Consider the following 11,965-nt stretch of genomic DNA (forward strand, 5'->3'; position numbering starts at 1 on the left):
GCTGACGGTTGCTATGGATCGATGGATCATGTTCCAGGCTAGCAACGGTGAAAGCCGGCAGCCTGGGTAGAGGTCCCGATCTCATTTGGGCATTTTGCCCGACATTGGCTTCCGGGCGTCGTCTCGCAGCCTTTGTGCTTGCCAGCCCTGTGGGCCATGCTCACTATTCGAGGGGGTCGATCCAGCAAGAGTGGGCCATGAACCTCTTCGGTCATCTGGTTTTGCGGCTCGCAGCCGCCATCGTTCTCTGCCTCGCCTGTGCCATCGGCTGGGTCTTGCACGATACGCGCCATGCCACCGAAACGGAGACACGCGCCTCGGCCGAGCGGGTCTCCAAAGCGCTGGAAGCTCTCTATTGGCGCGAGCTGCTCTGGCGCGGCGGACTTTCGCGCAACCTCATCCTGCCCTTGCCCGATTGGAACACCATCGTGACGATGAAGGTGATTTCGCCGGGCATATGCATAACCGTCACGCTCGGCCAGGAAGCGCCCCGGCGCCTGTGCAGCCAGCTCGAGACGATCGGCCGTCCCGCGCCGGCCTGGTTCGAAACGTCCTATGATTGGCTGTTCGGGCCCAACCAGGCCGTCGAGCGCCCCCTCAGTGACCGCCAGCCTCAGGCCGGCACGATCGAGGCCGTGCCCGACCACGGTGCCGCCGTGCGGCTGGCCTGGGACCGCATCACCATCGTGCTCAGCGTGGCGGGCCTGCTGGCGGTCGCCATCGGCGTACTCGCCGGGCTTTTTATCGGCCAGTCCCTTCTGCCGGCGCGTGCCATCGTCGCCGGCCTGCGCCGCCTCGAACGCGGGGATTACGGCTATCGTCTGCCCGGCTACCGGACGGCGGAATTCGATCGCATCGCCGGCGCCTTGAACGATCTCACCTGCCGTTTGGCCGAGACCACGGCCCAGCGCGTCGCCCTCACCAACCGCCTGTTCCAGGTGCAGGAGGAGGAACGACGCACGCTGGCGCGCGATCTCCACGACGAATTCGGCCAGTGTCTGGCGGCCGTCAATGCCCTTGCCGGCGCCATCGAATTGGAGGCCGAGGACCGGCCGGAGATTGCCAAGGACGCTCGATCCATCGCCGAAGTGACCCGGCGGATGAATGCGACCTTGCGCGGCACCCTGCAACGGTTGCGTTCGCAGGAGCTCGAGGAACTGGGCCTGGAGGCCAGTCTGGCCCAACTCGTGGCTGGCTGGAATGTCGGCAACACCACGCGCGCCCGATTCCACCTTGATATCGCCGGCAATCTCACCGGCCTTCCGCACGCCATCGCCCTCAGCATCTATCGCATTGCACAGGAATGCCTGACCAATGCCGCGCGCCACGGCAAGCCGCGCGATATCCGCCTGTTCGTCAAGCGAACAGGCCTGCAGGAGGGGGGCGCTGTCGAGCTCAGCGTCGAGGATGACGGCGGCGGCAATCCGCTACGGCTGACCATGGAGGCCGGGCATGGAATTCTCGGCATGCGGGAACGGGTGACGGCACTGGGCGGAAGCCTTTCCATCGGCCAGGCGCGACACGGCGTTCGCATCGCTGCAATCATTCCGTTGCTTGCGGATCGCGCCAATCGGATGCGCGGCCCGGCCCAGCCTGTCCCGGCATGAGCGATCTCAGCATCCTGCTGGTGGATGACCATCCCGTCGTCAGGGAGGGGTATCGGCGGCTGCTCGAAAAGGTGCCCGGCTATCGCGTGGTGGCCGAAGCCAGCGATGCCGTTTCGGCCTATGAGGTCTACCGGAAAGCCAAGCCCGACGTGGTGGTGATGGATCTTTCCCTGCCGGGCCTCAGCGGCATCGAAGCCTTGCGCCATATCCGCCAATGGGATCATGCCGCCCGGGTTCTCATCTTTACCATGCACAGCGGGGCCGCTTTCGCCCTCAAGGCGTTCGAGGCGGGGGCCGCCGGCTATGTCACCAAGGGCAGCGATGCCGCCGAGCTCGTCAATTCCGTTGCCCTGGTGGCCAAGGGCGAACGGGCGATGAGCAATGACGTGGCGCGCGAGATCGCGGCCGAACGCCTCACCCATGCCTCATCGCCGCTGGCCGAGCTCAGCCCGCGCGAGACCGAGATTCTGCGCCTGGTCGCATCGGGCTGGTCGGCCGAGGCGATCAGCACGTCCATGCATCTCAGCCTCAAGACGGTTCGCAATTACCATTATCAGATCAAGACCAAGCTCGGTGCCCGCAACGATGCCCATCTCGTGTGGCTGGCCATCGATGCCAAGCTGGTCTGATGCAAGTCTCGGACCAAAACAACCAGAATTGGTGGTGCTCATGCGCTCGGTACGGCAGCTTGGCATCGCCGAGACGGGTGATGCCTCTTCCGGCGCCGCCGTGTCGATGTTCAAAGCCACGGCATCAGCGCCGCCGTCACGTCGCGGTCATGGGCTGCGAGGCGACGCTGACCGCTACCATTCGAGAGGGGCTTCCTGCGCGTCCGCGACGGCGACACGGGTTTCCACGCCGCTTCGGTGCACCCTGTCGCGAAAGGGGGCGGGAATGTCGTCGCTGACCAGGATGTCGACATCTTCGAGCGAGCCGAGCCTGACCAGCGCACGCTTGCCGAATTTCGTGCTGTCCACGGCCAGGATGGTGCGCTCGGTCTGCGCCAGGGCGGCGGTAACGGCCGAGACCTCGGCCAGGTCGTCGTCGCAGATGTCGCCGGCCTGGTCGATGCCGCTGACCGAGATCACGGCAAAGTCGAACTTGAAGCGGCGGATATAGTCGGCCGTATCCTCCCGGAAGACGCCACCATCCACCGGCCGCACGGAGCCGCCGGGAATCGCCAGGGCGAAACTGGAATTCTCGCTGAAGATGGTGGCCACCCGCAGGCTATAGGTGACGATCCGCAGGTCTCGCCGCTGCAGCAGCGCATAGGCGACCGCTTCGCAGGTCGTTCCGGTGTCCATGAAGACGGCGGCCCCGTCCGGAATGACCTGGGCGACGAGAGCTGCCACCCGGGCCTTCTGCGAGGCGTTTTCGATGCGCCGCTGGCGACGGGCGACGGCATCCACCGGTGTGGCGATCGTGGCCCCGCCATGCAGGCGGCGCACCTGGCCGGTGGCTTCCAGCGCGACGATGTCGCGACGGGCGGTTTGTGTCGTCACGGCAAAACGTTCGGCGATTTCCTCGATCGAGAGGTAATGGCTGCGCTCGAGCAACCGCAGCAGTTCGGCCTGCCGGTTCGATTTCTTGGTGCCGTCGCCCAGCGCATATTCGTCGAGTTGCGTCATCTGGCCTGCTTCGTGTCGCCTTGGCTGCCAATGTCCATCCCCGTGGAAATGTTTCAAGGAAAATGTCGCCAGCAATACCCTGGGACCTCGGTGTGGCTGGCCTACGCCAGACTTGACCTCGCCAGCCCGTCATTCGGGGTGTTATGTTCCGATTTTATAATTCAATCGATTGACTGAAATGCAAATTTCGTCTATGGGTTGCGTCATGGTCAAGAAACAATCTCCTCCTCCGGCCTCGAACGGCCGCGGCGATGCAACCCGTGAGAAGCTGCTCGATGCGTCGATCGGCGTGTTCGGCCGTTATGGCTTCGACGGTGCTTCGACCCGCATGCTGGCGGATGCCGCCGGCGTCAATCTGCAGGCGATCACCTATTATTTCGGCTCCAAGGAAGGGCTCTACGTCGCCACCGCGGACCATATTGCCAACCTGATTTCATCTCATGTCGGCGGTTTGGGCGGGCGTATCCGGGCTCGCCTTGCCGAAGCCGCGAGCGGGGGAGGCGCCATCGACCGGCAGGAAGCCCAGGCCTTCCTGACCGAGTTGACCCAAACCATGGCGACCCTGTTCATCGGACCGATATCCGAGCCGCTGGCGCGTTTCCTCATTCGCGAGCAGATGGAACCGACGGAGGCTTTCGAGCGTATCTTCGCGCAGGTGATGAAGCCCATGCTCGAGGCGGCAACCATGCTGGTGGGCATCGTGCTCGGTGAGGACGGAACGTCCCGCCATGTCAGGTTGCGCACCCTGTCCCTGCTTGGCGGCCTGATGGTCTTCCGCGTCGCGCATGCGGCCGTGAAACGTCATCTCGCCTGGGACACCATCGGCGCCGACGAGGTCGAAACCGTACGGCGCCATGCCGGCGAACTCGTTGCCGCGCTGGTTGCGGAAGGAGGCCGCTCATGAAGAAAGCTGCCATTCCCGTCGTCCTGCTCGCAATCGCCGGTGCCGGGTTCGCCGGCTGGTGGTTCGATCTGCCCCAGCGCATGGGCTGGGTCGAACGCACCGGGAAGGAACTGGTGCTCTATGGCAATGTTGACATCCGCCAGGTGCAGCTCGGTTTTCGCGTCAGCGGCAGGCTTGCCGAGACGCTGGTGGACGAGGGCGATAGCGTGAAGGCCGGCGATACGCTCGCTCGCCTGGACGTCAGGCCGTATCAGGACTTGGTCGAGGTGGCGCAGGCCCAGGCGGCCAGCCAGCGCGCCACGCTCGCCAAGCTGGAGGCCGGTCCCCGCGCCGCCGAGATCGCGCAGGCCAAGGCCGTACTCGCCGAACGCCAGGCCGATCTCATCAATGCCGAACAAAGCTACACCCGGTCCTTCCAGCTTCGGCCGAGCGGCACCGTTTCCCAGGGCGGTCTCGACCAGGCGGTCGCCGCGCGCGATGCGGCACAAGCCCGGGTCAACGCGGCCAGGGAAGCCCTGACCCTGCTGGAGCAGGGCACGCGCTCGGAGGACATCGCCGCCGCCAAGGCCAGCCTGGAGGCGGCCGAGGCCAATCTCGCTTCGGCCCGGACGACCGTTGGCGATGCCACCCTGGTCGCTCCAGCCGATGGTGTCATCCTTTCGCGCGTCCACGAGAAGGGCGCGATCCTTGCCCCCAACGACATCGCTTTCGTGCTGTCGCTCACCAAGCCGGTCTGGGTCCGGGCCTTCATCGCTGAAACCGATCTTGGACGTGTCCATACCGGCACAATGGTGGAGGTGCGCTCGGATACCGATCCGGCCAAGCGCTACAGGGGCCGCGTCGGCTTCATCTCGCCGGTTGCCGAGTTCACGCCGAAGACGGTGGAGACGCCGGAACTGCGCACCGATCTGGTCTATCGCCTGCGCATCGTGGTCGACGAGCCCGACAGCGCGCTCCTGCAGGGCATGCCGGTGACGGTACGCCTGTCCGATGGAGCAGCGGTGGATGGCGGCAAGCCCTGAAAGGCAACGCGCATGACCGATGCGGTCGTCCAGATTTCCGGTGTCAGCAAGCATTTCGGCGAGGCGATCCAGGCTCTCGACGGCATCGAGGCCACGATCCGGCCGGGTGAGATCACCGGGCTGGTCGGCCCCGACGGCGCGGGCAAGACCACGCTGATCCGCCTGATGACCGGCCTGATGCTGCCCGATGAAGGCAGCCTGACGGTGCTCGGCTTCGACACCGCCCGCGACGCGGCTTCGATCCAGGCGGCGATCGGCTACATGCCCCAGCGCTTCGGCCTCTACGAGGACCTTTCGGTTCAGGAAAACCTCGATCTCTACGCCGATCTGCGCGGGCTGCCGAAAAGCGAACGCGCCGCCATCTTCGACGAACTTCTCACCTTCACCGATCTGGCCGCCTTCACCACCCGCCTGGCAGGGCGGCTGTCCGGCGGCATGAAGCAGAAGCTGGGCCTGGCCTGTGCGCTTCTCAAGAAGCCGCGCCTGCTGCTGCTGGATGAGCCGGGTGTCGGCGTCGATCCGATCTCGCGGCGCGATCTGTGGAAGATGGTGGAGGACCTCACCCGCGAGGGCATCGGCGTGGTCTGGTCCACCGCCTATCTCGACGAGGCCCAGGCTTGCGACCGCGTCTTGTTGCTGAACCGGGGCAAGCTGCTGTTTGCCGGCGTGCCCTCCGAACTCACCGGCAAGGTCGAAGGCCGGGTGTTCCGGCTCGGCGATATCGAGGGCCGCCGCCGTCCGGCCCTGTCGCGGGCGCTTGCCGTGCCGGGGATCGTCGACGGTGTCATTCAGGGCCAGGCCATCCGGCTGGTGACCGGGGAGGGGGCAGGGCTTGCCGAGGAGGCGGCGCGCGCCGCGGGCGCCCGTGCAAAGCCCCAACCGATCCAGCCGCGCTTCGAGGATGCCTTCGTCGATCTGCTCGGTGGCGGCCCCGGCGGGCGCTCGCGGCTGGCCGAGGCGACCCAGGCACTTCCTACCGAGGAGGGCAGGCCCGTGATCGAGGCGCGCGGCCTGACCAAGCATTTCGGCGATTTCGCCGCGGCGCAGGATATTTCCTTCGAGATCCCGCGCGGGCAGATCTTCGGGCTCTTGGGGCCGAACGGCGCCGGCAAGTCCACCACCTTCAAGATGCTGTGCGGCTTGCTCAAGCCCACCGGCGGCGAGGGGCGGGTCGCCGGCTTCGACCTCAGGCGCGACTCGGCCGAGGCCCGCAATCGCCTGGGCTACATGGCCCAGAAATTCTCGCTCTATGGCGATCTCAGCGTGGCGCAGAATCTCGCCTTCTTTGCCGGCGTCTATGGCCTGACCGGCGCGCGCAAGCGCGAGCGCATCGAACTGATGACCGAGATCTTCGATTTCGGAGGGCGCCGGAGCATGTCCGCCAAGGATCTGCCGCTCGGCCTCAAACAGCGCCTGGCGCTCGCCTGCGCCGTCATGCATGAGCCCGAAGCGCTTTTCCTCGACGAGCCGACATCGGGTGTCGATCCGATCACGCGGCGCGAATTCTGGACCCATATCAATGCGCTGGTCGAAAAGGGCGTGACCGTGCTGGTCACCACCCATTTCATGGATGAGGCCGAATATTGCGACCGGATTTCGCTGATCTATCGCGGGCGTTCGATCGCGCTGGGTTCGCCTGACGAACTCAAGGCACGGGTGGCCGATGCCGGCAATCCCGATCCGACCATGGAGGATGCCTTCGTCGCGCTCGTGCAGGGTTCGGAGGCCAAGGCGGCATGAGCGAGCACGGACCAGGGCGCTCTACAGCGGCGGGGGAAACCGCGCAGCCATCCGTCGCGGCGGACCGCTCCGCCCGGCTGCTGCGCTTCGCCGCCCTGGTTCGCAAGGAAAGCTATCAGATCGTCCGCGATCCCAGCTCCATCCTGATCGCCTTCGTGTTGCCCCTGATTCTGCTTTTCCTCTTCGGCTATGGCGTGTCGCTCGACGCCACCCGCACCCGGGTGGGACTGGTTGTCGAGGATCCGTCGCCTTTGACCCGTGACATTGCCGCGAGTTTCCAGGCCTCCGGCTATTTCGAGGTCGAGCAGGGGCATGACCGGCGCGACTTCGAGGAGGCGCTGATCCTCGGCCGGATCAAGGGCATCATCGTCATTCCCTCGACTTTTGCCGCCGATTTCGCCTCCGCCACCGGGCCGGCGATCCAGGTCCTCGTCGACGGCTCCGATCCGAACAATGCGAATTTCGTGCAGAACTATGCCCGCGGCGTCATCGCCAGCTGGGCAGCGATCCGGGGCGGAGAGCGCGGCGTCGGCCGGCCGGCGATCGAGGTGGAACAGCGCTTCTGGTTCAACCCCGAGCTGACCAGCCGAAACTTCCTGGTTCCCGGCTCCATCGCCATCGTCATGGCGCTGATCGGCACGCTGCTGACCTCGCTGGTGGTGGCCCGTGAATGGGAGCGCGGCACCATGGAGGCGATGATGGCGACGCCGGTCAGCGCTGCCGAATTGCTGGCCGGCAAGCTCATACCTTATTTCCTGCTCGGCCTGACTTCGATGACCCTGTGCGTGCTGGTGGCGGTCCTCCTGTTCGGCGTGCCGTTCCGGGGCTCGCTGCTGGCGCTCTATGCCTTGTCGGCCAGTTTCCTCATCCCGGCACTGGGGCAGGGACTCCTGATCTCGGCCGCCACCAAGAACCAGTTCCTGGCTTCGCAACTCGCCTTGATCTCGGCCTTCCTGCCGGCCTTCCTGCTGTCGGGCTTCCTGTTCGAGATCAATTCGATGCCTCAGGTAATCCAGTGGATCACCTTGATCCTGCCCGTGCGCTATCTGATTCCCAGCCTGCAATCGGTGTTCCTCGCCGGCGACATCTGGCCGATGTTCCTCAAGGCCATCGCGGTGATGCTGTTCATCGGCTTCGTCTTCTTCCTGGCAGCGGCCCGCAGCACCCGCAAGAGGATCGGCTGAGATGGCCTGGATTCGCCTCAAGGCCCTGATCATCAAGGAGTTGCTGGGGATCCTGCGCGATCCCAAGAGCCGCATCATTCTGGTGGTGCCGCCCATCCTCCAGCTCCTGGTGTTTTCCTTCGCCGCCACGCTGGAGGTGAAGAATGTCGATGTTCTCGTGCTCAACCGCGACAATGGCGCCTGGAGCCAGGAGCTCATCCGGCGCGTCGAAGGCTCGCCCACCTTCCGTTCCGTCCGCCGCACGCAGGATCCGGGAGAACTGCGCACCGCCATCGACAGGCAGGAGGTCATCGCCGCCATCGAGATCGGCCCGACCTTCTCGCGCGACATCGAGGCGCGCCGGCCGGCCGATCTCGGCCTTGTCCTCGATGGCCGCAAGTCCAATGCATCGCAGATCGTGGCGGGCTATCTCAACCAGATCGCCGCCGGCCTCGGCGCCGATACCGCCCTCGGCAAAGCGGCCGGAGGGCGGGCCATCGACGTGGTCGCGCGCAACTGGTTCAACTCGAACCTGATCTTCCAATGGTTCATGGTGCCCAATCTGGTGGCGGCCATCGCGCTCCTGATCGGGCTGATCGTCACGGCCTTGTCGATCGCGCGCGAGCGGGAACTCGGCACTTTCGACCAGCTCATGGTCTCGCCTCTGCGCACGCATGAAATCCTGTTGGGCAAGGTGCTGCCGCCCATGCTGATCGGCACCTTCCATCTGACCGTCTACATCGTGGCCGCCGTCCTGATCTTCGGGGTGCCGCTGCGCGGCTCCCTGCTGCTGCTCTACGGCAGCGCGGTCTTCTATCTCCTCGCCGTGGCCGGCATCGGCCTGTTCATCTCGGCCCTGTCGACCACCCAGCAGCAGGCCATTCTCGGGGCCTTCCTCTTCCTCGTACCGGCCATGCTGCTCTCGGGCTTCGCCACGCCGATCGAGAACATGCCGGCCTGGTTGCAGCCGATCACGGTGATCAACCCGCTGCGCTATTTCCTGGTGATCGTGAAGGGCGTGTTTCTGCGCGACCTGCCTTTCGACGCCGTGCTCGCCAACACTTGGCCGATGGCAGTCATCGCGGCCGTTTCGCTGGCGGCGGCCAGCTGGCTGTTCCGGCGCCGATTGGAGTGAGATTGGAGCGCGGACATCCTGTCCGCCTCTTTCTTCTGATAAGGCGGCGTTTCCAAGAGCGGACTGGAGGTCCGCGCTCCCAGGGTACTTGCCAATCCTCCTCATCCCCGCCACAGCTTACCTCTCCCACCCCGCCAGGACCCCCCCATCCCATGAAGATCACCGCCATCCGTGCCACGCCGATCAACCTGCCGATCGAGGCGCCGTATTGGTGGTCCTTCGGCTGGCTGCCGGGATCCTCGCGCTGCGTCGTCGAGGTGGAGACGGACGAAGGCATCACCGGGCTCGGCGAAGCCGCCTCCTGGCAGGCCTGCGCCATCGTCGAGCGGATGACGCCGGCCTTGATCGGGCGCGATGCCCATGACGTCGCCGGCGCCGAACTCGCCAGCCTGCCGAGCTGGCGCGGCGTGACCTCCAATGTCGACTTCGCCTCGATCCGGGCCTTCGCCGCTATCGAGACGGCGCTGTGGGACATCAAGGGCAAGGCGGCGGGCCGCCCGCTCTACGACCTGCTCGGCGGGGCCGTGCGCAATAAGATCGCCTTCGCCGACTATTTCGGCTTTCGCCAGGCCAGGAACGGCAAGGGCGGCGAACTCACGCCGGAGGCCGTGGCGGACTATTGCGTTGGCCTGAAGGAGCGGTTCGGCACCACCATCTTCGAGGGCAAGCTCTGCACCCGCGATCCCGAGCCGAGCATCGAGGCGCTCAGGCTGATGCGCCGGCAGCTCGGGCCGGATGCGATCATCCGCATCGATTCCAACATGGCCTATTCGGTGACCGAGGCCAAACGCATCGCCAGCCGCATCGAGGATCTCGACATCCGCAACTGGGAGGAGCCCTGCGCCACCTTCGAGGAGATGGCGAGCCTGCGCCGGCACACCGCCATTCCCTTCTCGGGGCACAATGTCGATATCCAGAAGGCAGTGGCGCTCGGCGTGCCCGATGCCATCGTCACCGACGTCAACGTGCATGGCGGCATCGGCCGCACGGTGCGCTTCATCGGCGCCTGCGAGGCGATGGGCATCGATTTCTGGTGCTACAGCGCCAATACCGGCATCGGCAGTGCCGTCTATCTGCATCTGAGCGCGGCCTTCTCCCATCTGCGCGAGCCCAGCCAGTCGCTGTTCCGCATGCAGCCTTACGATGTGGTGGAGGAAGGCGTCTTCGCGCCGGTCGACAATCTCGTCGCCGTGCCGGAGGGGCCCGGTCTCGGCGTCACCCTGTCGAAGGACAAGCTCGCCTTCTGTCACAGGCTGTTCCTGGAGGAGGGGCCTTACAGCCAGCATCACGACCCGGAGGAGCCGGGTCGCTACAAGCGGTTGCCCTTGCGCTGAAAGTGCAAGCCCTCACGCCACCCGACCATAGCGCCGCATCAGCTCCATCAGGGGCGGGTGCGGCAGGGCCTTGATCAGGAAACGATCATAGGGCGTGCCGCCGGCATCCTCGGCGGCGAGCATGGCGTTGACCACGGCCTCCTCGACGCTGTCGACCACGGCGAGATAGGCCGGATCGAGCCGTTCGTCGTTGAGGATCTCGATGCCGAAACGAGACGGGGCACGGTGCAGCATGGGTCTGGCGTTGGCGGTGGAGAAAGCCAGGAAGATGTCGCCGGAATTGTTGCCGCCGGGCGTGCCGTTACGGCCGATCCCGATGGCAGCCCGGCGTGCCAGGCGCTGGAGCTGGTGCGGGGCAAGCGGCAGGTCGGTGGCGATGATGACGATGATCGAGCCGCGCTCCTGCATCTGGCTCTGCGGCGTGCCGTCGCGAAGATGCTCGCCCACCGGCACACCGCGAATGGTCAGCCAATCGCGCTGGCCGTGATTGGCCTGCACCAGCGTGCCGATGGTGTAGGCGGTGCCGTCATAGTCGACGATGCGTGAGGCCGTGCCGGTGCCGCCCTTGAAGCCATAGGTGATCATGCCGGTGCCGCCGCCGCAATTGCCTTCGCGGACCGGGCCGCCGGCGGCGCTGTCCAGGGCGGCGCGGACATCGGCTTCGGACACGGCAAGGGCGTTGATATCGTTCAACACCCCGTCATAGGTCTCGGCGATGACGGGCATGATCCAGAGGAAATCGTCGGTGTCATAGGTCGAGGCATAGCGCTCGAGCATCCATTTCACCGTGGCGTGATGCGCCATGCCGATGGCGTGGGTGTTGCTGATCACGACTGGCCCGATGAAGCTGCCGCCATCCTCGATCCAATGCGTGCCGGTCATCTCGCCATTGCCGTTGAAGCGGTGCACGCCGGCGTAAACAGGCATCGGCGTCGGCGAGGAGGCATGCGGCAGGATGGCGGTGACGCCGGTGCGCAAAGGCCGCTTGCGACCAGGGCGGGGACTGTCTTCCAGGATCGTGGTGAAGCCGACGGCCACGCCTTCGACATCGGTGATGGCATTGTGTGGCCCTGTCCTGCCGGAGAAAGGCAGGCCAAGGTCGCGGGCGCGGGGCTTGCGCCCGGGAGGATTGGCTTGTGTCATGCTGGTCAATTCTGGCGGGAACGGAGGTAGAGGCCGAGCGAGGCGACCACGAAGGAGAAGGCGAGCATCATCACGGCGATCGCGTTGATCTCCGGCTTGATGCCGCGGCGAAGCATGGCGAAGATGAACATCGGCAAGGTGGTGACGTCGACGCCGGCGATGAAATAGGTGATCACCAGATCGTCCATCGAGATGATGAAGGCGAGCAACGCCCCCCCGACGATGCCGGGCAGAAGCTGCGGAAACACCACCTTGCGGAAGGTCGTCCATTCATTGGCGCCGAGATCGG

11 protein-coding genes are annotated in these 11,965 nt (G+C 65.6%); 8 read left to right on the forward strand and 3 right to left on the reverse strand.

All coding sequences use genetic code 11. The features are described 5' to 3' along the window. Positions 1–197 precede the first annotated feature (197 nt). On the forward strand, positions 198–1,607 hold the full coding sequence (locus QM672_RS30500; RefSeq protein WP_415087091.1) for a histidine kinase: 1,410 nt from the start codon (positions 198–200) through the stop codon (positions 1,605–1,607). Further along, positions 1,604–2,236 carry a response regulator gene (locus QM672_RS30505; RefSeq protein WP_415087093.1) on the forward strand — a complete coding sequence of 211 codons (633 nt, stop codon included), beginning with the start codon at positions 1,604–1,606 and terminating at the stop codon, positions 2,234–2,236. The genes QM672_RS30500 and QM672_RS30505 overlap by 4 nt, the downstream gene beginning before the upstream one ends. 174 nt (positions 2,237–2,410) lie before the next feature. Here QM672_RS30505 and QM672_RS30510 read toward each other — a convergent pair whose 3' ends face one another. Next, positions 2,411–3,235 carry a DeoR/GlpR family DNA-binding transcription regulator gene (locus QM672_RS30510; RefSeq protein WP_415087095.1) on the reverse strand — a complete coding sequence of 275 codons (825 nt, stop codon included), beginning with the start codon at positions 3,233–3,235 and terminating at the stop codon, positions 2,411–2,413. A gap of 205 nt (positions 3,236–3,440) precedes the next feature. Here QM672_RS30510 and QM672_RS30515 point away from each other — a divergent pair, with 205 nt between their 5' ends. The 6 genes from QM672_RS30515 (at position 3,441) to QM672_RS30540 (ending at position 10,533) form a co-directional block, all read left to right on the forward strand. Continuing rightward, positions 3,441–4,139: a CerR family C-terminal domain-containing protein gene (locus QM672_RS30515; RefSeq protein WP_415087097.1), complete on the forward strand. Its 699-nt coding sequence runs from the start codon at positions 3,441–3,443 to the stop codon at positions 4,137–4,139. Continuing rightward, complete coding sequence (hlyD, locus tag QM672_RS30520) at positions 4,136–5,161, forward strand: secretion protein HlyD (protein ID WP_415087099.1); 1,026 nt, start codon at positions 4,136–4,138, stop codon at positions 5,159–5,161. Before QM672_RS30515 ends, hlyD begins: the two co-directional genes overlap by 4 nt. A gap of 12 nt (positions 5,162–5,173) precedes the next feature. After that, a complete protein-coding gene (locus QM672_RS30525; RefSeq protein WP_415087101.1) occupies positions 5,174–6,901 on the forward strand; it encodes an ATP-binding cassette domain-containing protein in 1,728 nt (575 codons plus the stop codon). After that, on the forward strand, positions 6,898–8,085 hold the full coding sequence (locus QM672_RS30530) for an ABC transporter permease (RefSeq protein ID WP_311938939.1): 1,188 nt from the start codon (positions 6,898–6,900) through the stop codon (positions 8,083–8,085). The genes QM672_RS30525 and QM672_RS30530 overlap by 4 nt, the downstream gene beginning before the upstream one ends. A gap of 1 nt (position 8,086) precedes the next feature. Then, positions 8,087–9,199, forward strand: a complete 1,113-nt coding sequence (locus tag QM672_RS30535; RefSeq protein ID WP_367622498.1) for an ABC transporter permease — start codon at positions 8,087–8,089, stop codon at positions 9,197–9,199. A gap of 152 nt (positions 9,200–9,351) precedes the next feature. Beyond that, positions 9,352–10,533 (forward strand): mandelate racemase/muconate lactonizing enzyme family protein, encoded by a 1,182-nt coding sequence (locus QM672_RS30540; RefSeq protein WP_415087104.1) that lies wholly within the window; start codon positions 9,352–9,354, stop codon positions 10,531–10,533. 12 nt (positions 10,534–10,545) lie between these two features. Here QM672_RS30540 and QM672_RS30545 read toward each other — a convergent pair whose 3' ends face one another. Next, positions 10,546–11,676, reverse strand: coding sequence for a P1 family peptidase (locus QM672_RS30545; protein ID WP_311938945.1), 1,131 nt, complete (start codon positions 11,674–11,676; stop codon positions 10,546–10,548). Positions 11,677–11,681: 5 nt separating this feature from the next. Beyond that, positions 11,682–11,965 (reverse strand): ABC transporter permease (locus tag QM672_RS30550; protein ID WP_415087106.1); only part of this gene is annotated, 284 nt, incomplete at its 5' end.

The organism is Labrys sp. (in: a-proteobacteria) (assembly GCF_047605565.1).
Lineage (GTDB): Bacteria > Pseudomonadota > Alphaproteobacteria > Rhizobiales > Labraceae > Labrys > Labrys neptuniae.